Genomic DNA, 20,809 nt, shown 5'->3' on the forward strand with positions numbered 1-20,809 from the left:
CGCTCAGTTCCTTCTGGTTTGCGCCGCGAACCACGGCTTCATGCGGCGGATGGCTTCTTCGATCTCCGCCGTCGAGACGGCAAAGCTGAAGCGGATGAAATGCTTGCCGTCGACCGGATCGAAGTCGATGCCGGGCGCGCTGGCGATGCCGGTGTCTTGCAGCAGGCGCTTGCAGAAGCCCAGACTGTCGTCGGTCAGATGGGCAATGCTGGCGTAGATGTAGAACGCGCCATCGGGCGGCGCCACCGTGGTCAGGCCCAGTTCCGGCAGTGCGGCCAGCAGCAGGCGGCGGTTCTCGCGGTACGCATTCAGGTGGCCGTCCAGTTCCTCCAGCGCGTCAAAGGCGGCCAGGCCGGCATGCTGGCTCAGCGATGGTGCGGTCAGGAACAGATTGCCGCAATAGGCTTGCGCACGCTCGACATGATCCGGCGGCGCCAGCAGCCAGCCGAGACGCCATCCTGCCATGCTGAAATACTTGGAGAAGCTGCTGACCACCTGCGCCTGCGGTTCATAGGCGAGGATGGTTTGGGCCGGCGCCACGTAGCTCAGGCCGTGGTAGATCTCGTCCGAAATGATGCGGATGCCGCGCTCGCGGCACACGGTCACGATGGCTTGCAATTCATCAGCCTTGATCAGGGTGCCGGTTGGATTGGCCGGGCTGGCGATGATCACGCCCTGCGGCGCTGGTTCCACCGCGGCCAGGGCGGCGGCGGTCAGCTGGAAGCCGACGTCGGCGCCGCAGGCGATTTCCACCGGCGTCATGTGCAGCGCCTTCAGCGTATTGCGGTAAGCGACGTAGCCGGGCCGCGCCATGGCGATGCGGTCGCCCGGTGCGAACATTGAGCTCAATGCCAGCACCAGCGCCGGCGAAGCGCCGCAGGTCAGCACGAACTGGTCGGCCGACACCTGCACGCCATAGCGCTCCGCGTAGAACTGCGCCAGCCGCTGCTTCAACGGCGCGCTTTCCCAATAACCCATGCTTTCCGCGTCCAGCACGGCATGCGCCTTGGCGATGGCGGTTTTCGGCGCGCCGGTGGCGGGCTGGCCAAATTCCATGTGGATGATCGATCGGCCCTGGGCTTTCAGGGCATGCGCCAGCTTGCTGATGGCAATGGCGTGGAAGGGTTCAAGTTGCGCATTCATCCTTCGATTATACTGTTGCCTGTAACATAAAAAAAGCAAAGGTTGGCTGGGTATGACGATACGATGGAAGCGGTGGGCGATCGGCGCGGCAAGCGCGGTCGGGGTGTATGCGGTGGCGGGCTTCTGGCTGGTGCCGAGTGTCATCAAGAGCCAGCTTCCGAAGTACGCCGCGACTGAGCTGGAGCGCAAGGCCAGCATCGGCGGACTCACGTTCAATCCGTTCACGCTGCGGCTGGAGGCGCAGGATGTGCGCCTGACCGAGGCCAACGACGCGCCGCTGTTGGCGGTAGGTGGGCTGGCGGTGGAGATGCAGTGGCGTTCGCTGTTCCGCCGCGCGTACAGCTTTGCCGACATTCGCATCACCGAGCCGTCGGTGCAGCTGGCGATTGCCAAGGATGGCAAGTTCAATATCGCGGAATTTCTGGCCACGCTCGATAAGCATAAGAAGGACGAACCGGACAGCGGCATGCCGCGCCTGGTGATCGAGCACTTTGCACTGGATGGCGGCAAGGTGGCGATGCAGGATCAGCATGCCGGCTATAACGAGACCTTCGCCCCGATCACGTTTGCGCTGAATAATCTGAGCACGCTGCCGGATGAGAACGGCGATTACACCCTGAGCGCGGATGCCGGCCTCGGCGGCAAGTTGCGCTGGAAGGGCGTGGCGGCGGTCAATCCGATCAGCGGCAGCGGTTTGCTGACCCTGGAGAATGTCGCGTTGCCGGGCATGGCGGCGTATCTGAAGTCGTTCTCGCGGATTGTGGTGGGCGATGGCAAGTTGTCGGCGCAACTGCCGTACAAGTTCGCTTACAACGATGGGCGGCTGGATGCGAGCCTGGCTGGCGCCGGCCTGAGCTTGACCGATTTGTCGCTCAAGCGCGGGATTGATGCGCCGTTTGTGAAGTTCAGGCAGTTGGCGGTCACGGATGTAGGCGTGGATTTGCTGAAGCGTTCGGTTCAGGTGGGCGGCTTGCAACTGAACGGCGGCGCCTTGGCAGTGCGGCGCGATGCACGCGGCGAGCTGGACGTGGCCGGTCTGATGCTGCCGACGCCGCCTGCCGCCGCGGCCAAACCGGCGCCGGCGCCGGCCGCGAAGGAGGATGGCTGGAAAGTGCAGTTCAAGCAGATCGGCCTGGCGTCGGTGGCGCTGAGTTATGTCGATGAGACGGTTAGCCCGGTGCTCAAGGTCAGCGCCGACAAGGCGCAGTTGAAGCTGGGCTTGCTGCTCGATGGCTCGAAGCTGACCCTGGATGGCGGCGCGTTCTCGATGGAAAATGTGTCGATGAACAGCGGATCGCTGGTGCCGCTCAGGTTGTCGCGCATAGGCTTTGATGAGGCGTCGCTCGATCTGGCGGCGCGCAAAGCCAGCGTCGGGCGCTTGTATGCGGACGGCGGCCAGCTGGATCTGTCGCGCGATGCCAAGGGACAGTTCCTGTTCCTGTCGGCCTTGCCCGGGGCGGGCAGCGGCAAGCCAGCCGCGCCGGCCGCTCCGGCGCCGCGCGAAGCGGCCTGGGTTGCGGAGGTGAAGTCGGTCGAGCTGAACAAGTTCGGCGCGCGCTATGACGACGCCAGCACCGGCATCAAGGTCAACCTGCAAGACGTCAACCTGAAAGTTCGCGACGCCGGCACCGATCTGCAAAAGCCACTGGCTTTCGATGGCAGCGTTGCGCTGCGTGAAGGCGGTCAACTGGTCGCCAAGGGCAAAGTCGTGCCATCCACCGGCGCTGTCGATACGGATCTGAAACTGAGCAAGCTGGCGCTGGCGCCAGTGCAGCCGCTGCTGGCCAAATACGTCAAGCTGAAAATTGCCGATGGCGCCATCAACGCGCAGGGCCGCCTGCGCACCGGTGCCGGCGGCAGCAAGGCCGATCCCGTCTTGCGCTATGACGGTTCGTTTGAGGTGGCCGAACTGTCGCTCAACGAAGAGGACAATGACCGCTTCGCCCACTGGAAATCGGTGCGTGCCGATACCCTGGCGCTCAGCCTCAAGCCAGACCTGCTGGACGTGGCCGAGCTGCGCGTGGTGGAACCCAATGCGATCCTGATCATCGAGAACGACCGCAGCTTCAATGCGCAACGCCTGCTGGTGCAGCAGCAGGCGCCGGCGGCTGCACCAGCGGCAGCGCCGGCCGCGGCCAGCGAACCGTTCCCGATCCGCATGCGCCGCGTGCGCGTGCAAAACGCCAAGCTGGATTTCACCGACCTGAGCCTGCGCCCGCAATTCGCCGCCAAGATTTATGAGCTGAATGGCGTCATCACCGGCCTGTCGTCCAGGCGCGATGCGCGCAGTCAGATCGAACTGGATGGCCGCGTGGACGACTACGGCATGGCGCGCGTGCGCGGCCAGCTGAATCCTTTCATCCCGGCCGACAACACCGATCTCAGCGTGATCTTCAAGAACGTCGATATGGTATCGGCATCGCCATACAGCATGAAGTTTGCCGGCTACAAGATCGCGGAAGGCAAGATCTCGCTGGACCTGCAATACAAGGTGCGCAACAACCAGCTGGAGGGCAACAACCAGGTGGTGCTGGACAACCTGACGCTGGGTGAACGCATCGACAGTCCGGACGCGCTCAAGCTGCCGCTGGAACTGGCGCTGGCCATCCTCAAGGACAGCAATGGCCGCATTGATCTGGGCATTCCGGTCTCGGGCAATATGAACGACCCCAGCTTCAGCTATGGCGCGGTGGTGTGGAAAGCGCTGGGCAACATCATGAGCAAGATTGTGACCTCGCCGTTCCGCGCGCTGGGCAAGCTGTTTGGCGTCAGCGGCGACAAGCTGGAAGCGGTGGACTTCGACGCCGGCAGCGATGTGGTGCTGCCGCCGGAACGCGAGAAGCTGCAGCAGGTGGCCAAGATCCTGGCCAGGAAGCCGGAATTGAAGCTGTCCGTGCCAGGCATCTACAACGAGGCCAGCGACAGCGCCGCCTTGCGCGCCCAGGCGCTGCGCCGCGCGGTGCTGGCGCGTGCCGGCATCAAGCTGGGTGCGGACGAGCAACCGGGGCCGCTGGACATCGGCCAGCGCAAGGTGCGCACCGCGCTGCGCGACCTGTATGCGGAACGTTTTGGTGCCGCCGAACTGGACAAGCAGAAGAAGGCCGCAGAGGGCGCCGGCGGCGCCGAGGCCGCCGAATCGAAGAAGAAACTGCCGGTGCTGCAGCGCCTCGGCAAGATGGTGCAGGGTGAGCCGCAAGTGGCGGATGCGAGCGAGTTCTATGACAAGCTGCAGGAGCGCCTTGAACAAAACCAGCCGCTGGCCAAGGATGCCTTGCCGCAGCTGGGCACGCGCCGCGCGGCCGCCATCATGGCGGTGCTGAAAGAGGCCGGCGTCAGTCCCGCAGCCGCCACGGCCGCGGCGCCCGCCAGCACCACTGGCGACGCCGGCAAGCAGGTGGCGCTGAAGCTGGAACTGTCGGCGAAATAGCATGGGCCAGGAACAGCTGCCGGCCGCCGGCAATCCCTGGCTGGCCGGCCTGGCGCTGCTGTGCAGCCAGCTGTCGCTCAATGTGGGCGCGGCGATCGCCAAGCATCTGTTTCCCAAGGTCGGCGTCGAGGGCGTGACGGCTTACCGCGTCGGCATCTCGGCGCTGGTGATGCTGCTGATGTTCCGTCCCTGGCGCACGCCGCTGACGTGGAAGCAGGCCGCCAACGTGGCCATCTACGGCTCCGTGATCGGCTTGATGAATCTGCTGATTTACCGCGCCTTCAGCCGCATCCCGATGGGCATTGCGGTGGCGATCGAGGTGGCGGGGCCGCTGACGGTGGCGGTGCTGGCCTCGCACCGGCCGCGTGATTTCGTGGCGGTGTGCCTGGCGGTGGTGGGCTTGTATTTCCTGCTGCCGATTCACGGCCATGTGGATCAGCTTGACCCGGCGGGCGTGGCGTATGCAGCCGGCGCGGCGGTGTGCTGGGCCTTGTACATCGTGTACGGAAAACGGGTGTCGGCCATGTCGGGCGGGCGGTCGGTGGCGTGGGGCATGCTGGCGGCGTCGCTGTTTATTGTGCCGATCGGCGTGCGGCATAGCGGGGAGGCCTTGCTGACGCCGGCTTACCTGATGGTCGGCGCGGCGATTGCGATCATGTCGAGCGCGTTGCCGTACACGCTGGAGATGCTGTCGATGCGCACCTTGTCAGCGCGCACCTTCAGCATGTTCAGCAGCGCCGCGCCGGCGCTCAGCGCACTGGCTGGCATGGTGGTGCTGGGCGAGCATCTGACGCTGACGCAGTGGGCGGCGATCACGGCCATCGTGCTGGCCTCCGCGCTCACCTCCTTGCGCTAGATCAAATCTGCTCAGCTTGCCTGAACCGGCTGTGGCGGCCTACGATGAATCTACGATGGATATCGATGCCTTGTTGATTTTGTAAGCAGATCGTGGCAGCATAGCCTCTTCATTAGAGGAGAAGCCATGCAAGTCGATCGCGCCCAACAACCCATTGCCGCCGCCGCTGTGACGCTGGTGTTGTGGATACTGGCCGTCGCGTCCTTCCTGCCGCCGCTGTTCAAGTACACCAGCCAGTCCGTACTGCTGATTATCGCCGCCGGCATCGCCATTTTCGTGTGCCTGGTGCTGCACCTGATCTTCATCGGCATCGCCGCCAAGCGCCTGGGCCGCTCGCCGGTACTGTGGGTGATCATGACCCTGTGCACCATGCCGCTGTTGTCCATCATCGGCCTGATCCTGTTCGAGTGGTTCAGCGAACACGACAAACCGGCCGCGGTGTAAAGCACTTGCCAGACATGGACGGGATCGTCTAGTATCGATCCCGATGCAATCTGCATCGACGTCGCTCGGACGGATCCGGGCGCTTACGTGGACAATTCATGACTGACACTTCAACGCCGCGCAGCTTTGCGCGCATCGATCGCTTACCCCCTTACGTTTTCAATGTCACCGCCGAGCTCAAGCTGGCGGCACGCCGTCGCGGCGAGGATATCATCGACATGTCGATGGGCAATCCGGATGGCGCGACGCCGCCGCACATCGTCAGCAAGCTGGTCGACACCGTGCAGCGGCCTGACACGCACGGCTACTCGGCCTCCAAAGGCATTCCGCGCCTGCGCCGCGCCATCGCCAAGTGGTACAAGACGCGCTACGAGGTCGACTTCGATCCGGACTCGGAAGCCATCGTCACCATCGGCTCCAAGGAAGGCCTGGCGCACCTGATGCTGGCGACGCTGGATCAGGGCGACACCGTGCTGGTGCCGAACCCCAGCTACCCGATCCACATCTGGGGCGCGGTGATCGCCGGCGCCAATATCCGCTCGGTGCGCATGACGCCCGGCGTCGATTTCTTCGACGAACTGGAACGCGCGGTGCGCGAAAGCTATCCGAAACCGAAGATGATGATCCTCGGCTTCCCTTCGAATCCGACCGCGCAATGCGTGGAGCTGGAGTTCTTCGAGCGCGTGGTGGCGCTGGCCAGACAGCACAACATCCTGGTGGTGCACGACCTGGCCTACGCCGACATTGTGTTCGACGGCTGGAAAGCGCCGTCCATCATGCAGGTGCCAGGCGCGCGCGAAGTGGCGGTGGAATTCTTCACCCTGTCCAAGAGCTACAACATGGCGGGCTGGCGGGTCGGCTTCATGGTCGGCAACAAGGAACTGGTGGCGGCGCTGGCGCGCATCAAGAGTTACCACGATTACGGCAGCTTCACGCCGGTGCAGGTGGCGGCGATCGCGGCGCTGGAGGGCGATCAGCGCTGCGTGAGCGAGATCTGCGCGCAGTACCAGAGCCGGCGCGACGTGCTGCACAAAGGCTTGTGCGAGGCGGGCTGGCCGGTCGACAAGCCGAAGGCCTCGATGTACATCTGGGCGCGCATCCCGGCAGCGTACCGCCATCTCGGTTCGCTGGAGTTTTCCAAGCTGCTGCTGGCCGAGGCCAAGGTTTGCGTTTCCCCCGGCATTGGCTTCGGAGAGTACGGTGACGAGTACGTGCGCTTCGCGCTGATCGAGAACGAAGCCCGTATCCGCCAGGGCCTGCGCGGCATCAAAGCCATGCTGCGCAAGACTTCCGCGTAAAATCCGCACGAAGTTTAAGCCGCATCAAACCGTGTGTTTGATGCGGCGGCTACCGTAGCTCTCTGGATCTATCCACGGAGCTGACATCATGTCCCACTTCTCTACCGGAGCCAGCGCGCGGCGTCTGGTTGCCGCTGTCCAAAAACTCGAACGTAACCTGACCACGGCCGGACTGCCGCGTTTCATGGCGCGCCTGCCGGTGTGGTGGCTGTGCTGGCACTACTGCCGCCTGCTGGATCAGAAAATCATTACGATGCGCCGCATCGCCGGCAAGTTTGAGCGGTGGGGGCCGGCCATCCGTGAGGCGTCGCCGGTGGCGCATGAAAAACTGGAGATGCTGGATCTGGATCACAGCATGCGCACCGATATCGAGTTCACCAAGAGTTCCATGATGGACCTGCGCGATTACTGCGCCGATATCGGCCGCATGTTTGATGATCTGGGCTACCAGTCGGCTGGCCTGAAGCGCCGGCAGGCGGCGCTGATCCAGGTGCTGGAGGATTCCTGCGCCGCGGCCGGCCGCATGCAGGATGCCCTGACGCGCCATGACGACGCGGTGCTGGCGCGGCTGCGGGCGGAAGCGGATGCCGCCGCCGCCGCAGCGGCCAGAGCCTAGTTAAAAGCCTTCCAGGACGATCTTGCCCTTGGCCGTGTTGCTCTCGATCAGGGCGTGCGCGCGCTTGAGGTTGGCGGCATTGATCTTGCCGTAGCGCTCGGCCAGCGTGGTTTTCACCGCGCCGGACTCCACCAGCCTGGCCACATCGTTCAGCAACTGGTGCTGCTTCTGGATGTCGGCGGTCTGAAACATCGAGCGGGTGTACATGAACTCCCAGTGCAGCGACACGCTCTTGCGTTTCAGCGTGCGCACGTCAATGGCGGCCGGGTCGTCGATCAGCGCGACCTTGCCTTGCGGCGCCACCAGCTCGCTGATGGCAGCCCAGTGGTGGTCGGTCTGGTTCAGCGCGGCGACGTAAGTCACCGGCGGCAGGCCGAGGCGGGTGATCTCTTCGTTCAGCGGCTTGCTGTGGTCAATCACATGGTGCGCGCCCAGTTGCTTGATCCACTCGCCGGTTTCCGGACGCGAGGCGGTGCCGATGATGGTCAGGCCGGTTAGTTGACGCGCCAGCTGCACCAGGATGGAACCCACGCCGCCGGCCGCGCCGATCACCAGCAGCGACTTGCCGTGGGTGGCGCCGGCGTCGCGGCTCACCTCCAGTCGGTCAAACAACAATTCCCAGGCGGTGATGGTGGTCAGCGGCAGCGCGGCGGCCTGTGCGAAGTCGATATTCTTAGGCTTGTGGCCGACGATGCGTTCGTCCACCAGATGCAGCTCGCTGTTGGTGCCGGCGCGGGTCAGGTCGCCGGCATACCAGACTTCGTCGCCCGGTTTGAACAGGGTGACGTCCGGACCGACCGCTTTCACCACGCCGGCGGCGTCCCAGCCGATCACCTTGGCCTGGCCTTCGGCCGGAGCGACATTGCGGCGGATCTTGGTGTCCACCGGATTGACCGAAATGGCGCGCACTTCGACCAGCAGGTCACGGCCGGTGGCTTGCGGGGTGGGCAGTTCGAGGTCGATCAGCGCGTCGGCATGGTCGATCGGGAGGGACTGGCGATAAGCGATGGCTTTCATTCAAATTCTCCGAAAAAGTGAGGATGGGCGTATCATCATTTATTTCGTGGCGCTGAAAAAGTGGCGGTGCGCCGAAACACTTTCAAAAAATTGAAGAAAATGCTGCGTCTGGATGATTTGACCGTCTTTGTCCGTACCGCCGACCGGGGCAGCCTGTCGGCCGCGGCGCGCGAACTGGAGATTTCGCCGGCGCTGGCCAGTGCCGCCGTCAAGCGGCTGGAAGGGGAATTGAAGCTGCGCCTGTTCGTCCGCACCACCCGTTCGCTGCGCCTGACGGAGGAGGGCGTAACCTATCTGCGCCACGCGCGCGAGGCACTGCGGCTGCTGCAGGAAGGGCATGACGCCTTGAAGCAGGGGCAGGAAGCGCTGGGCGGCACGCTGAAGATCTCCATGCCGTCCGACCTCGGGCGCAATATGGTGGTGGGCTGGCTGGACGAATTCCAGGCCCTGTATCCCAAGGTCAGTTTCCAGCTTACCATCAGCGACCGCGTGTCGGATATGTACCGGCAGCCGGTCGACATCGCCATCCGCTACGGTGTGCAGGAAGACTCCAGCCTGATTGCCTTTCCGCTGGCGCCGGAAAACCGCCGCGTGCTGGTGGCGTCGCCGGAGTACATCAAGCAGCACGGCAAGCTGAGCGCACTGGAAGACCTGTCGCGTCACAACTGTCTGCGTTTCATGCTGGACGACGTGATCCACGACCGCTGGAGTTTTTACCGCGATGCCGAGGCCGAGCCGGAAATCATCCACGTCAACGGCAACCGCAGTGTGGACGATGCCGACGTGGTGCGGCGCTGGGCGGTGGCAGGCCTGGGTATCGCCTACAAATCGCGGCTGGACCTGAGCGCAGACATCCGCGCCGGGCGGCTGCAAGTGCTGTTGCCCGACGTGCTGGGTGAACGCACCGCGCTCAATATGCTGTGCATGCACCGCTCGCAGGTCACGCCGACCGTGCTGCAACTGCGTGATTTCCTGCGCGCCCAGTGTGAAAAAGCTTAAGGACGCCTGAAATCCCTCTTTGGTGTGGTGGCGCTGCCACGAAATGCGCTTACCATAGCGGCAATAAGAACCTTCGGGAGAGAGCAATGACCGAAACCCAGCGCGACTTGTTGAGCGCCGGCTTTTCGCTGACGCTGATTGCACTGGCCGCCTTCGTCACGCACCGTTTCTTCCTGCCGCTGATCTGGGCCGGGATTTTGTGCGTGGCCACCTGGCCGTTGTATGTGCGCATGCGCCAGCGCTTTGGCCGGCATGACCTCATCGCCGCGGCGGTGTTGACCTTGCTGATGGCGGCGGTGTTTATCGTGCCGGTGCTGCTGGGCGTGACGCAGGCTGCGCAGCAGGCGCCGGAACTGGCCAATTACGTGGTGACCGCCAATACCGACGGCATACCCGTGCCCGTTTTCATTCACCATCTGCCGGTGATTGGCGAGGCCATCACCGACTGGTGGCAAGCCACGCTGAGCCAGCCCCATGGCCTGGCGCACCTGATGTCCGAACGCCAGATCAACGGCTTCCATTCAGCCAGCGACATGCTCAAGGTGGCCGGCGTTGGCTTCATGCACCGGCTGGTGGATTTCGGCCTGGCCTTCCTGTGCCTGTTCTTCTTCTACAAGGATGGCGAAGTGCTGAACCGCCAGATCAGCGCCCTCGGCAGCCACTGGCTTAGCCCCCAGCGCTGGCAGCACTATGCGGAAAAGATTCCAACCGCGATACGCGCCACCGTCAACGGGCTGGTGCTGGTCGGCCTGGCGGAAGGCGTGTTGATCGGCATCGGCTACGCGCTGGCCGGCTTGTCTTCGCCGGCGCTGTGGGCTGCCGCAACCGGCATTCTGGCCATCATTCCTTTCGGGGCGCCGCTGGCGTTCCTGAGCGCGGCCGGCGTGCTGGCCTTCAACGGCGCGCTGCCCGCGGCGATTGCGGTGGTGGTGTGGGGCAGCATCGTGCTATTCGTTGCGGATCACTTTGTACGGCCAGGCATCATTGGCAATGCCACGCGGCTGCCATTCCTGGCCGTACTGTTCGGCATACTTGGCGGCGTTGAAACGCTGGGCCTGGTGGGACTGTTTATCGGTCCGGTGGTGATGGTTCTGTTTGTAACGCTGTGGCATGAGGCGCATCCGGCGAACACGCAGGATGTCGGCTCGCCAGTTGCCAAACCCAGGTGAGGAGCGCTAGCGAGGCAGCGGCGTTGGCCGGCCTGTCATGCGACTGGGTAGGGCAACTGGCACCGGCAACCATTAGTGAGCCTTCGATTTCGACAGGATCAGCAGCCAGCGGCGGAACAGCAGCACTTCAAGGTGGCCTGCCTGTACGCCGGTGTCGCATTCCATGATCGGGTTCACTGCGTAGAAACGCTTGCGGAAGTCACGGCACACCATCATTTCGCGTTTGCCCATGCGAACCATGAAAGAGGTAGGCAGGTATTCCAGACCGAAGCGGGAACCATAGCTGCTGTTCAGAGTGCTCATGTGAATTCCTTTTTGTTGGTGATGTGTTTAACGAGGAGTTCAGAATAGCACAACTACTGTATGAATAAACAGGTACTGTGCAAATAAACAGTAAATTCGTTGTTTCGTGGTTTTTACGCCAACTTCATCGGCTGACCAAGCGGGAGGACCAAATTTCTAACAAATTGCTTAGTTTCGTGGAGGCAAGACTGTCTCCGGGCGGCGAATTCGGCCTGCACCTGACGGTCGGTATGGCATTGCTGCTGGCGTCGGGCTATGTGTTTCATGAACTGGCCGAGGCGGTGATGGGGCAGCAAGCCATTACCGTCCTCGACCAGCAGGTGGCGCACTGGTTCAACGCCCATGCGTTTGAGCCGCTGACCGGCTTCATGATCGGGATTTCGCTGGCGCACTCGGTGGCCGGCATGACGCTGCTGTTTGGCGTGTTTGCCTGGCATTTGTGGCGGGCGCAGGCGCGCTACTGGCTGCTGGCGCTGGCGTTCGCGGTGCCGGGCGGGATGCTGCTGAATGTCGCCCTCAAACATGTGTTCCAGCGCGCGCGGCCGGTATTCGAGGAACCGCTGGTGACGCTGGCCACCTACAGCTTCCCCAGCGGCCACACCACGGCGGCCACCTGCTTCTATGGCTTGCTGGTCAGCTATCTGGTGCTTGCCCGTCCGGCATGGAATGTGCGCTTGGGAACGGTGGCGTTCTGCCTGGCGATGATATTGTTGGTGGCATTGAGCCGCGTCTATCTGGGCGCGCATTATGTCAGCGATGTGCTGGCCGCCATGGCGGGAAGCGTGGCGTGGCTGGCCGTCTGCATCACCGCCATTTCCACGCTGCGGCGCCGGCGTGAAGCAAAAACAAGCTAAACCGTATGGATAATATCGTCGTCATTGTGAATGCGGGTGCGGGTCTGGGCTACTGCGGAGGCTGGACTGCCGCGCTGGCCGAAAAGTTCCGCGCGCAGGGTGTGGAGGCGGATATCACGCTGGCGAAAAGCGGCGCGGAAATGATCGCGCGGGCCAGGCGCGCGCTGGAAGAAGGCGCTGCGGTGGTGGTGGCCGGCGGCGGCGACGGCACCATCAATGCCGTGGCCTCGGTGCTGGCCGGCACGCAGACGCGGCTGGGCGTGCTGCCGCTCGGCACACTGAATCACTTCGCCAAGGATTTGAAGATTCCGCTGGATCTGGATGAGGCAGTGGCCAATGCCGTGCATGGCGTCGCCAGCAAAGTGGATGTGGGCGAAGTCAACGGCCGCATTTTCCTCAACAACTCCAGCCTCGGCATCTATCCCGACATCGTGCGCGACCGCGAGCAGCAGCAACGCCATCTGGGCCGCGGCAAATGGCCGGCGTTTGGCTGGGCGCTGTTTGCCGCGTTGCGGCGCTTTCCTTTCCTCAGCGTGCGGCTCAAGATCAATGGCGAGGAGCATCTGCGGCGCACGCCCTTTGTCTTCATCGGTAATAACGAATACCTGCAAGGCTTGACGCTGGGCGCGCGCGAGCGGCTGGACAGCGGCAAGCTGTGCCTGTACGTGGCGCAGAAGCCGACCCGGCTGGGCCTGCTGCGCTACGCCTTGCACGCGTTGTTTGGCAAGCTGCAGGAGGCGCGCGATTTTGACGTCCTGTCGTCGCAGGAGCTGACGATCGAGACCCGCCACCAGCGCCTGCGCGTGGCCACCGATGGCGAGGTTACGCTGATGAGCCCGCCATTGTGCTATCGTTCCAGGGCATCGGCGCTGCACGTGATCGTGCCGGCCGCCTAGGAGGGGAGCATGCGCACCATCGTCCATTTATCCGATCTGCATTTTGGCCGCGTCGATCAGGACTTGCTGCGGCCCTTGCAGGCACTGGTGACCAGGCTGGCGCCGGACGTGGTGGTGGTGTCGGGCGATCTGACTCAGCGCGCCAAAACCGAAGAATTCAAGGCCGCGCGTGCGTGGCTGGATACCTTGCCGGGACCGCAGATCGTGGTGCCCGGCAATCACGACATCCCGCTGTACAACGTCGCCAGCCGCTTTCTGACGCCGCTGCGCAAATACACACGTTATGTCACGCTGGATCTGGCGCCGGAGTATGTGGACGAGGAGATCGCGGTCCTCGGCATCAACACCGCGCGTTCGCTGACCTTCAAAGACGGCCGCGTCAACAAGGAACAGTTGGCGCAGATGCGCCAGCGCATGCAGGCGGTGGGGCCGGATCACACACGCATCATCGTCACCCATCATCCGTTTGATTTGCCGGATAACTTCGACAACGATGATCTGGTCGACCGCGCGCCCATGGCAATGCAGGCGTTTGCCGAGTGTGGCGTGGATCTGCTGCTGGCCGGCCATCTGCATTCCAGCCACGCGGGCAACAGCGCGCATCGCTACAAGATCAGCGGCTACGCGGCGCTGGTGGTGCAGGCCGGCACCGCCACCTCCACCCGCGGGCGCGGCGAGTCCAACTCCTTCAACGTGCTGCGCATCGATCCGGATGATGTGCAGGTTGATCGCTACAGCTGGATTGAAGGCACGGCCAGCTTTGAGCCGGTCCACACCGAATGCTTCCGCCGCAGCGGCGATGTGTGGTCGCTGGCGGCGGAGGCGTGATCCGCCGGTCAGAGCCAGTAATTCATAAAGCGCGCCGCCCATTCCTTCATGCGGTTGACCAGCGGCCGGTCGCGCCATTGTTCCAGCGTGATGACGTTGGAATCCTTGATGTCTTCCTGGAACGCCTTCTCCATCTCCATCCCGAACGCCTCGCCCATGACGATGACGTTGATTTCGCTGTTGTGCAGGAAGCTGCGGGTGTCGATATTGGTCGAGCCGACGGTCGACCAGGCGCCATCGATGACGGCGGTCTTGGCGTGCAGCACGGCCAGCTTGAGCTGGTAGATCTTCACGCCGGCCGACAGCAGATCGTCATAGAAGGCATGGCCGGCATAGAACACCAGCCCGCTGTCGGATACGCCGGGCAGTACGATCTTGACGTCCACGCCGCGCCTGGCTGCCGCAATCAGCGCATCCACGGTCTGGCGGTCCGGCACGAAGTATGCTGAAGTGATGTGGATGGACTTCCGGGCTTCCTGAATCGCCAGCGCGTAGGCCTTGTAGATTTCAAACTTGCCGCCCGGCTCGCTGCCCAGCACGCGCACCACCTTGTCGCCGGCAATCACCGGCTTGGGGAAGTAGTCGGCGTCGGGCAAATCATCCTTGTCCTGCGACGCCCACTGGCGCACGAACAGCCACTGGAAAGCCTGCACCGCCGGTCCTTCCACCTTGATATGGGTATCGCGCCAGCCCACCTGCGACTTGTCGGTCGGCTTGGAAGCCGAGCGGAACAGCGAGCTCTTGGCATAGGTGGCGCTGATATTGATGCCGCCGGTGAACGCCACCTTGCCATCGACGATCAGCACCTTGCGGTGGTCGCGGTTGTTGATCTTCCAGCCTTCGCCGCTGACCTTGGCCGGATTCACCGGATTGAATTCGATCAAATGGATGCCGGCCTTGCGCATGCGCGCGAAAAACTCGGCCGGCACGCCAATGGTGCCGACGCTGTCGTACAAAATATTCACCGTCACGCCTTGCTGCTGCTTCTCGATCAGCGCATCGGCAAACTTCAGGCCCAGCTCGTCCTGATCGAAGATATAGGTTTCCAGGTTGATGTGGTTGCGGGCGGCGGCAATCGCCTTCAGCATTTCCGACATGGTCTGCGGGCCGTCGAACAGCAGCGTGCACTTGTTGCCGGCGATGAGGGGCACGCCGGTGGCGGCTTCTTCCAGCGCCGCCTGCTGCTGCAAGTCCAGCGTGCCCCTGGACCAGCGCTTTGCCAGCAGCGCCTTGGTGCGCGCATCGCTCAATTCGCCGTTCGGTCCCTTGACGGTGGGCGCGGCCGGCGGATCGATTTTTTCGTTGAGCCCGGTCACATTCGGCAAGGAGGCACAGGCGCCCAGCAAACCCCAGCACATCAAGACGACAGGGAGCCAGAAGCGCATGTGCAGCGGTTTCATTTTTCGACCTTTTCGATGAGTTGATGATCTTCTTTCGGGCCAAAGAAGAAGGTGATCGGCCCTTGCCGGAACTGGCGGCCCAGCGCCTTCAGCAGCAGCCAGCCATGCTTGAAGTGCACATTGCGCGAACGCAGCGCCACCCACAGGGCGAGGCCAAAGCTGACCAGCAGATTCACTGTCCCAATGGAAAGGAAACCTGCCACGGAAGTCACAACCAGTTCCCAGCTGACATTGTGATCGAGTCCAACAATTGCTGTCGCAAAGTTGGCCGACGAGAACGTCACGTGCCGGATGTCCAGCGGAATGCCCAGCACGAAGCCGATAAACGGCATCACGCCCAGCAGGATGCCGAAGAAGAAGTTCCCCATCAGGCCGCCCAGATTGTTTTCCAGGTAGACGCCCAGGCGGTCCAGCCGTTCCTGGCCCAGCAGCCAGCGCAGACCGCGCAGCTGCGCGATGCGTTGCGCCCAGCGCGTGTACAGCGCCTTGTTGTCGTAGTAGCCCGAGATCAGGCCGGCCACGAACAGGCAGACCCCGGCAATCGCCGCATAGATCAGCGTCGGCGCGTGGATCGGGTCAATGTCGTGCAGCAGGTGCATGGCTTTTTCCGGCGACACCAGATGGTGGCCGGTCAGCAGCGGCCACGCCATGGCAATCGCATACGCGGTCGGGATGGCCACCGCCAGATTGCCCAGCACCGCCATGTTTTGCGTGCGGATCACCTTGGCGCACAGTTCGGCCATGCTGTCGATGTCGATGTTGCGGCCGTCGCGCGAATGCAGGCCGGCGGCGATGCGCGAGGCGGTCATGGCCGGCTGCTTGGTGGCCACCGTAAAGTGCAGCAGGTGGATGAACATGAAGCCCAGCGAGTAGTTCATGCTGAACAGGAAGGCTTCCACCAGTGGTGCCGCGCGCAGGTAGGACACCAGGATCTTGAACAGCGCCATGAAGCCGATCACCAGCCCGGCGCCGGCCGAGGACACGAACATGCTGCGCAGTTCCTTGCGGCTGTCGGCCACGTAGTGCTCGCCGGTGTGGCTGGCGTTTTCGGTGACGTTGCGCGCCAGCAGGTCGACATTGTCGCGCAGCAGGTCGCGCACCATGTACTTGTTGTTGTGCGCCTCCACCAGCTCCAGGCCCAGCGCCACGGCGGCGCCGCGGCGGTCGCTGTCTTGCTCGCGGTCGACCAGGAACAGCAGCTTGCGCATGCGGGCCAGGCTTTGCGTCAGCGACACCAGCAGGTAGGTCAGGGCGATGCTGGTGCCCTGGCTCAGCGCTTTCTTGCGGATTTTGGCGATCACGCTGTCGCACTGATCCAGCATCACCAGCAGATGACGGCTGTCTTCCAGCGCGATGTCTTCGCCGGCCAGCTTGCGCTGGTAAGTGTCGAGATAGGCGTTGACCTCGAAGTTCTGCACCATGAACGGCGACTCGTAGGTTTCCATCTCGGTGTGGAAATTGGTCAGACGCGGCTCCAGGCCGATGGCGCACACGCGGTAGGACAGGGTGCGGATGGCGTCCAGCAGGCCGGGCAGCATCAGGTTGGCCTCGCGCGGCGCATCGGCGCGCTGCTCGGCATTGCAGATCACGTCAAACAGGGCCAGCCAGTCCTCGGCCGGCACCGCGCCCATCCAGATGTAATCGGTGCGCTTGTAGATGATCTGGTCCAGCGCTTCGCTCAGGTAGTCGTTGCCCAGGGCGGGCGGCAGGATGCGGTAGGCAATCCGCGTGCGCAGCTCGGAGAAGAAGCCGTCGTTCGACAGCACGCCGATTTCGGTGTACAGGCTGGGATGGCGGCGCGCGGCAATCAGCGTGCGCGCGTAGCTGCGCAGCGCCACCGCGTGGGCCGGATTGCCTTTCAACAGCTGGCACAAGGTGCGGACGTTGGCGGTGGCGCGCGCGCCATCACTGGCGCGTTGGGGGCGGAGGGTGTCGAACAGCGCGACCATCAGGCCGATATCGCTGCTTTCCGCATCGATTTTTTCCAGGATTTCTAGCATGCGGCCAGTATAGCCAGCACCACCTGCCTTGTATGTACGCTGGCGAACATAGATTTCTGCGATGCAATCTCGCACGAGCGTGATCATGCGCACAGAATGAGCAGTGGCGGCGGCCTACACTGAAGCCATCATGAAAACCGCACTCGTCACCCTTGCCCTGATTGCACCCCTGGCTGCGATAGCGCAGACCGAGGTGTACCGTGCACTCGATCCCAAGGCGCAGGACAGCCAGCCGCTGGATCGCCAGACGCTGGACATGCTCGACAGCCCGTTCGGCATGGTGACCACCGGGCGGCAATACAACCTGGTGGACGACAGCCAGGTCGGTTTCAACAAGCGCTACGACAGCTCCCTCAAGTTCAAGTCGCCGCGCTCGCGCAGCGGCTTCGTGGGGGCGATGACGTACAGCGTGGGCGAGGCGCCGTTCAACAACTGGGTCAACCGCGCCTACAGCGCCACGCTCGGTTATGAAAAGGGCCGCGTCAGTCTCAGCATCACCCACCAACGCAAGGAAAACATGCTGGACGCCACCGGCACCACGCCGCCGGTCGATCAGTCGGCGCGCAACTCGCTGGTGGCGGCCAATGTCGACTTCGGCCGCTTTGTCGGTTACGCCGCCTACGGCCACAGCCGGGGTGACGCCGGCATGCAGTGGGATGAGAGCAATCCGTATGGCGCTGTGGCGCTGCGCTATCCGTCCACCAACAGCCGCGACGTGCTGTTCGGCGTGGCGGTGCCGATGGGCGCCACCACTTTCCTGGCTTCCTACATCAAGAAAGATGACCGCGGCCTGGCTGACCGTGACGCCAACCAGTTCGCGCTGGGCGCCAGCTATGCCTTCTCGCGCCGCACCAATGTCTACGCCTCGTTTGCCACCATCCAGCATCGCGCCGGCCCCATGGGCGGCGGCAGTGATCGCGCCCTCAACGTCGGCTTCAAGCACGCTTTCTGATTACTTCGGCCTGGCCGGGCAGCTGTCGCTCAGCCAGCGTCCGGTCGATTCCACCGTGGCGTTTTGCGGGCCGGCGCCGCTGTGGTTGGTGACGTTCATGGTCATGGTGTAGGCCTTGTCGCCGTTGAAGCGGATCTGGCCGCTGCCGCTGGAGGCCGGGTCGGTGCAGGTGAAGGAGACGTTGATGCCGCCCGCCACCGGTTCCTGGGTCGAGCTGCACTTGCCTTGCTGATTGAGCGGCAGTTCCTTGCGCGCCGCCATTTCGGGCGTGACGCAGGCGGTCAGCGTGAGGCCGCCGTCGCCGGCCGCCTTGGGCATGGAAATGCCGTTCTGCGCCATCATCGCTTCCATCTGCGCGCGCTGGGCCGGCGGCAGTGCCGCCAGTTGCGCCAGCGCCGCGGTCACGGCCTGGTCGGTCTGGGCATTGCCGGTCTTGACCTTGTTATTCAATTCCCACAAGCCCGGCTTGACGGACTGCTGGGCCGAAGCATGCGTGGCCGCCAGCACGGCCAGTGTCAGCAAAAGACGTTTCATAAGTCCAGTTCTCCCGAAAACAATCAGCATAAACGAAAACGGCGCCGGGAAATCCAGGCGCCGTTTTTCCGGAGGCGGGGAAGGCTACACGCCGCGTCCGCTAATCAGGCGCAGCAGCACCATGATGATGGCGACCACCAGCAGGATGTGGATGAAGCCGCCGATGGTGTACGAAGTTACCAGGCCCAGCAGCCACAGGACGAGCAGCACTACAGCGATGGTGTAAAGCATGATTTATCTCCTCGGGTTGTGTTGGAATCATTATCTATGCTTGCCGGCGTGAATTCTGTACGCTGCCGTACCTTGGCCCTCAGTCCAGCGGACGCAGCTGGCCTTTCACCACGCGCACCGGGTCACCCGAGCGCCACGATGGCTGCGACGACTGGTGGAAGGTGCGCTTGTTGCCGTTATCCATGCGCACCACGATATCCCAGGTGTGGGTGGTTTTCATATTGCCTTCGATCTGGTTGCCGGCCACCGCGCCGCCGACCGCGCCCGCCACCGTGGCCAGCTGGCGGCCATGGCCGCTGCCGACCTGGTTGCCGAGCAGGCCGCCCAGCACCGCGCCGCCGACCGCGCCGACGCCGCTGCCTTGCGGACGGTGCTCGATCGCGCGCACCGATTCCACCACGCCGCAGTTGGCGCACGGCGCCTGGCGGCCCTCCTGTTCAGCTTGCTGGCCCGGGCCTTGCTGGGCCAGCGCCTGGGCTGGCGGCGGGGCGGTATCGGCCAAGGCGGTTTTCGGCGCCTGTTCCGGCGCTGGTGGCATGCCGCTGACTTTTTCCGGCACGCTGGCATTCGAGGTCGGCAGCCAGCCCAGGATGGCGGCGCTGCCGACGCCGCAGAACAGCACCACCGCCACGGCGGCAATCACCATGACCGGGTGGGTGGCGGGTTTGTTTGGGGTGTCCATGTGGGTGTCCTTTGTTATTTATCGAAACGGATATTTTCCTGCAGGACATGCAAGTCTTCCGTGCGTCACCGTACATACAGAGCAAATAATTGCCTTTACGCTGTTTCCATGCATACCACGACTTCCACCTCCACCGACGCCGACCGCGTGCAGCCGCGGCTGGCCAATAACCGTCTGCTGGCCAGCCTGCCGGACGACGACCAGTTGCAGCTGGCGGAACGGTGCGAGACGGTGCGGGTGGAAAATGGGCAGCTGTTATCCGAGCCCGGCAAGGAGATGCGCTATGTGTATTTCCCGATCGATTGCCTGATCTCGCTGCTGGGCGTGGCCGAGGGCCGCATGACCTTGGAGGTCGGTTCGCTGGGACGCGAGGGCATGCTGGGCGCCTCGGTGGTGCTGGGCCATGAACAGGCACAGGTGCGGGCAGTGGTGCAGCGTTCCGGCCGCGTGTACCGCATGGCGGCCGGCGATTTCGTCACCGAGTTCCACCGCATGGAGTCGCTGCAGCGTCTGCTGCACCGGTATACCGACACCATGCTGGCGCAGGCCATCCAGATTGCCGTGTGCAGCCGCTTCCACGTGCTGGAAGCGCGGTTGGCGCGTTCGCTGCTGATCACGCGCGACCGCCTGCAGTCGGACAAATTCCATTTGACCCACGAGTTCCTGGCCCATGCGCTGGGCGTGCGCCGCGTCGGCGTCACCAAGGCAGCCAGCGCGCTGCAGCAGCAGAAGCTGATCACCTACAGCCGCGGCAATATCGAGATCCTGGACGCTGCCGGCCTGGAATCCGTTTCCTGCCATTGCTACGATTTGTTCAAGGAGAAGTAAAAAAAAAGTCATTCCGGCGCAGGCCGGAATCCATACAACGCCGGCACGCTGGCGCGGCATGGATTCCGGCTTGCGCCGGAATGAGGTGGCAAGGGTGGGGGAATTAACGCGGTGGCTTTTGCACCTGGTTGCCGATCACGCCGCCCACGGCTGCGCCGCCGACCGTGCCGACTGCGCTGCCGCCGGTCAGGACCGAACCGGCCACGGCGCCCACGCCGGCGCCAATCGCGGTGTTCTTATCCTGGCCCGACATGTTGGCGCATGCGCTCAGACCCAGGGTGGCCGCCAGCACGGCGGCAGTTGCTGCGAGTCGCTTGATGTTGTTCATGATA

21 protein-coding genes are annotated in these 20,809 nt (G+C 63.5%); 12 read left to right on the plus strand and 9 right to left on the minus strand.

Annotated features, from left to right (window positions below; all coding sequences use genetic code 11):
• Window positions 1-3: 3 nt before the first annotated feature.
• The gene (locus tag ABDW57_RS17495) at window positions 4-1,143 is read right to left on the minus strand and encodes an aminotransferase class I/II-fold pyridoxal phosphate-dependent enzyme (protein WP_343731450.1); all 1,140 of its coding nucleotides are present in this window, start codon (window positions 1,141-1,143) and stop codon (window positions 4-6) included.
• Window positions 1,144-1,195: 52 nt separating this feature from the next.
• Here ABDW57_RS17495 and ABDW57_RS17500 point away from each other — a divergent pair, with 52 nt between their 5' ends.
• From ABDW57_RS17500 to ABDW57_RS17520, 5 genes are all read left to right on the plus strand, one after another.
• On the plus strand, window positions 1,196-4,570 hold the full coding sequence (locus tag ABDW57_RS17500) for a DUF748 domain-containing protein (RefSeq protein WP_343731451.1): 3,375 nt from the start codon (window positions 1,196-1,198) through the stop codon (window positions 4,568-4,570).
• A gap of 1 nt (window position 4,571) precedes the next feature.
• Complete coding sequence (locus tag ABDW57_RS17505) at window positions 4,572-5,426, plus strand: EamA family transporter (RefSeq protein ID WP_343731452.1); 855 nt, start codon at window positions 4,572-4,574, stop codon at window positions 5,424-5,426.
• A gap of 126 nt (window positions 5,427-5,552) precedes the next feature.
• Window positions 5,553-5,870, plus strand: coding sequence for a hypothetical protein (locus tag ABDW57_RS17510; RefSeq protein WP_343731453.1), 318 nt, complete (start codon window positions 5,553-5,555; stop codon window positions 5,868-5,870).
• 98 nt (window positions 5,871-5,968) lie between these two features.
• Window positions 5,969-7,168: an alanine transaminase gene (gene alaC, locus ABDW57_RS17515; RefSeq protein ID WP_343731454.1), complete on the plus strand. Its 1,200-nt coding sequence runs from the start codon at window positions 5,969-5,971 to the stop codon at window positions 7,166-7,168.
• Window positions 7,169-7,256: 88 nt separating this feature from the next.
• Window positions 7,257-7,784 carry a hypothetical protein gene (locus tag ABDW57_RS17520; protein WP_343731455.1) on the plus strand — a complete coding sequence of 176 codons (528 nt, stop codon included), beginning with the start codon at window positions 7,257-7,259 and terminating at the stop codon, window positions 7,782-7,784.
• Here ABDW57_RS17520 and ABDW57_RS17525 read toward each other — a convergent pair whose 3' ends face one another.
• Window positions 7,785-8,801, minus strand: a complete 1,017-nt coding sequence (locus tag ABDW57_RS17525) for a zinc-binding alcohol dehydrogenase family protein (RefSeq protein ID WP_343731456.1) — start codon at window positions 8,799-8,801, stop codon at window positions 7,785-7,787.
• 99 nt (window positions 8,802-8,900) lie between these two features.
• Between ABDW57_RS17525 and ABDW57_RS17530 the strand changes: the two genes are divergently transcribed.
• Both ABDW57_RS17530 and ABDW57_RS17535 read left to right on the plus strand, forming a co-directional pair.
• Window positions 8,901-9,800 (plus strand): LysR family transcriptional regulator, encoded by a 900-nt coding sequence (locus tag ABDW57_RS17530; protein ID WP_343731457.1) that lies wholly within the window; start codon window positions 8,901-8,903, stop codon window positions 9,798-9,800.
• Window positions 9,801-9,886: 86 nt separating this feature from the next.
• On the plus strand, window positions 9,887-10,969 hold the full coding sequence (locus ABDW57_RS17535) for an AI-2E family transporter (protein ID WP_343731458.1): 1,083 nt from the start codon (window positions 9,887-9,889) through the stop codon (window positions 10,967-10,969).
• Between the two features lie 72 nt (window positions 10,970-11,041).
• Here ABDW57_RS17535 and ABDW57_RS17540 read toward each other — a convergent pair whose 3' ends face one another.
• On the minus strand, window positions 11,042-11,272 hold the full coding sequence (locus tag ABDW57_RS17540; protein WP_090192292.1) for a hypothetical protein: 231 nt from the start codon (window positions 11,270-11,272) through the stop codon (window positions 11,042-11,044).
• Between the two features lie 176 nt (window positions 11,273-11,448).
• Here ABDW57_RS17540 and ABDW57_RS17545 point away from each other — a divergent pair, with 176 nt between their 5' ends.
• From ABDW57_RS17545 to ABDW57_RS17555, 3 genes are read left to right on the plus strand one after another with little or no spacing between them, the layout of a single operon-like run.
• On the plus strand, window positions 11,449-12,126 hold the full coding sequence (locus tag ABDW57_RS17545; protein ID WP_343731459.1) for a phosphatase PAP2 family protein: 678 nt from the start codon (window positions 11,449-11,451) through the stop codon (window positions 12,124-12,126).
• 5 nt (window positions 12,127-12,131) lie between these two features.
• A complete protein-coding gene (locus tag ABDW57_RS17550) occupies window positions 12,132-13,022 on the plus strand; it encodes a diacylglycerol kinase family protein (RefSeq protein ID WP_343731460.1) in 891 nt (296 codons plus the stop codon).
• 9 nt (window positions 13,023-13,031) lie between these two features.
• The gene (locus tag ABDW57_RS17555; protein ID WP_343731461.1) at window positions 13,032-13,850 is read left to right on the plus strand and encodes a metallophosphoesterase family protein; all 819 of its coding nucleotides are present in this window, start codon (window positions 13,032-13,034) and stop codon (window positions 13,848-13,850) included.
• A gap of 8 nt (window positions 13,851-13,858) precedes the next feature.
• On the opposite strand, the gene cls is transcribed toward ABDW57_RS17555, so the two are convergent.
• Both cls and ABDW57_RS17565 read right to left on the minus strand, forming a co-directional pair.
• Window positions 13,859-15,250: a cardiolipin synthase gene (gene cls / locus ABDW57_RS17560; RefSeq protein WP_343731462.1), complete on the minus strand. Its 1,392-nt coding sequence runs from the start codon at window positions 15,248-15,250 to the stop codon at window positions 13,859-13,861.
• On the minus strand, window positions 15,247-17,250 hold the full coding sequence (locus ABDW57_RS17565) for a site-specific recombinase (protein WP_343731463.1): 2,004 nt from the start codon (window positions 17,248-17,250) through the stop codon (window positions 15,247-15,249). Before ABDW57_RS17565 ends, cls begins: the two co-directional genes overlap by 4 nt.
• A 130-nt stretch (window positions 17,251-17,380) precedes the next feature.
• On the opposite strand from ABDW57_RS17565, the gene ABDW57_RS17570 reads away from it, so the two are divergent.
• Complete coding sequence (locus tag ABDW57_RS17570; protein ID WP_343731464.1) at window positions 17,381-18,202, plus strand: porin; 822 nt, start codon at window positions 17,381-17,383, stop codon at window positions 18,200-18,202.
• Here the strand turns inward: ABDW57_RS17570 and ABDW57_RS17575 are convergent, their stop codons facing one another.
• The 3 genes from ABDW57_RS17575 to ABDW57_RS17585 form a co-directional block, all read right to left on the minus strand.
• Window positions 18,203-18,736: a DUF3617 domain-containing protein gene (locus tag ABDW57_RS17575; protein ID WP_343731465.1), complete on the minus strand. Its 534-nt coding sequence runs from the start codon at window positions 18,734-18,736 to the stop codon at window positions 18,203-18,205.
• Between the two features lie 84 nt (window positions 18,737-18,820).
• On the minus strand, window positions 18,821-18,967 hold the full coding sequence (locus tag ABDW57_RS17580) for a lmo0937 family membrane protein (RefSeq protein WP_343731466.1): 147 nt from the start codon (window positions 18,965-18,967) through the stop codon (window positions 18,821-18,823).
• 79 nt (window positions 18,968-19,046) lie between these two features.
• Window positions 19,047-19,649, minus strand: coding sequence for a glycine zipper 2TM domain-containing protein (locus ABDW57_RS17585; RefSeq protein ID WP_343731467.1), 603 nt, complete (start codon window positions 19,647-19,649; stop codon window positions 19,047-19,049).
• Window positions 19,650-19,757: 108 nt separating this feature from the next.
• Here ABDW57_RS17585 and ABDW57_RS17590 point away from each other — a divergent pair, with 108 nt between their 5' ends.
• Entirely contained in the window at window positions 19,758-20,477 is a 720-nt protein-coding gene (locus tag ABDW57_RS17590) for a Crp/Fnr family transcriptional regulator (protein ID WP_343731468.1), read from the plus strand.
• 103 nt (window positions 20,478-20,580) lie between these two features.
• Here ABDW57_RS17590 and ABDW57_RS17595 read toward each other — a convergent pair whose 3' ends face one another.
• Entirely contained in the window at window positions 20,581-20,805 is a 225-nt protein-coding gene (locus ABDW57_RS17595; RefSeq protein ID WP_343731469.1) for a glycine zipper 2TM domain-containing protein, read from the minus strand.
• Window positions 20,806-20,809: the final 4 nt, after the last annotated feature.

The organism is Duganella sp. (assembly GCF_039595735.1).
Lineage (GTDB): Bacteria > Pseudomonadota > Gammaproteobacteria > Burkholderiales > Burkholderiaceae_D > Rugamonas.

Coding starts and splice junctions, on each gene's coding strand:
- ABDW57_RS17565 (WP_343731463.1), bottom strand. CDS start 17,250: ATGCTAGAAATCCTGGAAAAAATCGATGCGGAAAGCAGCGATATCGGC.
- ABDW57_RS17575 (WP_343731465.1), bottom strand. CDS start 18,736: ATGAAACGTCTTTTGCTGACACTGGCCGTGCTGGCGGCCACGCATGCT.
- ABDW57_RS17525 (WP_343731456.1), bottom strand. CDS start 8,801: ATGAAAGCCATCGCTTATCGCCAGTCCCTCCCGATCGACCATGCCGAC.
- ABDW57_RS17590 (WP_343731468.1), top strand. CDS start 19,758: ATGCATACCACGACTTCCACCTCCACCGACGCCGACCGCGTGCAGCCG.
- ABDW57_RS17580 (WP_343731466.1), bottom strand. CDS start 18,967: ATGCTTTACACCATCGCTGTAGTGCTGCTCGTCCTGTGGCTGCTGGGC.
- ABDW57_RS17520 (WP_343731455.1), top strand. CDS start 7,257: ATGTCCCACTTCTCTACCGGAGCCAGCGCGCGGCGTCTGGTTGCCGCT.
- cls (WP_343731462.1), bottom strand. CDS start 15,250: ATGAAACCGCTGCACATGCGCTTCTGGCTCCCTGTCGTCTTGATGTGC.
- ABDW57_RS17535 (WP_343731458.1), top strand. CDS start 9,887: ATGACCGAAACCCAGCGCGACTTGTTGAGCGCCGGCTTTTCGCTGACG.
- ABDW57_RS17530 (WP_343731457.1), top strand. CDS start 8,901: ATGCTGCGTCTGGATGATTTGACCGTCTTTGTCCGTACCGCCGACCGG.
- ABDW57_RS17570 (WP_343731464.1), top strand. CDS start 17,381: ATGAAAACCGCACTCGTCACCCTTGCCCTGATTGCACCCCTGGCTGCG.
- ABDW57_RS17555 (WP_343731461.1), top strand. CDS start 13,032: ATGCGCACCATCGTCCATTTATCCGATCTGCATTTTGGCCGCGTCGAT.
- ABDW57_RS17505 (WP_343731452.1), top strand. CDS start 4,572: ATGGGCCAGGAACAGCTGCCGGCCGCCGGCAATCCCTGGCTGGCCGGC.
- ABDW57_RS17595 (WP_343731469.1), bottom strand. CDS start 20,805: ATGAACAACATCAAGCGACTCGCAGCAACTGCCGCCGTGCTGGCGGCC.
- ABDW57_RS17540 (WP_090192292.1), bottom strand. CDS start 11,272: ATGAGCACTCTGAACAGCAGCTATGGTTCCCGCTTCGGTCTGGAATAC.
- ABDW57_RS17500 (WP_343731451.1), top strand. CDS start 1,196: ATGACGATACGATGGAAGCGGTGGGCGATCGGCGCGGCAAGCGCGGTC.
- ABDW57_RS17495 (WP_343731450.1), bottom strand. CDS start 1,143: ATGAATGCGCAACTTGAACCCTTCCACGCCATTGCCATCAGCAAGCTG.
- ABDW57_RS17585 (WP_343731467.1), bottom strand. CDS start 19,649: ATGGACACCCCAAACAAACCCGCCACCCACCCGGTCATGGTGATTGCC.
- ABDW57_RS17550 (WP_343731460.1), top strand. CDS start 12,132: ATGGATAATATCGTCGTCATTGTGAATGCGGGTGCGGGTCTGGGCTAC.
- ABDW57_RS17510 (WP_343731453.1), top strand. CDS start 5,553: ATGCAAGTCGATCGCGCCCAACAACCCATTGCCGCCGCCGCTGTGACG.
- alaC (WP_343731454.1), top strand. CDS start 5,969: ATGACTGACACTTCAACGCCGCGCAGCTTTGCGCGCATCGATCGCTTA.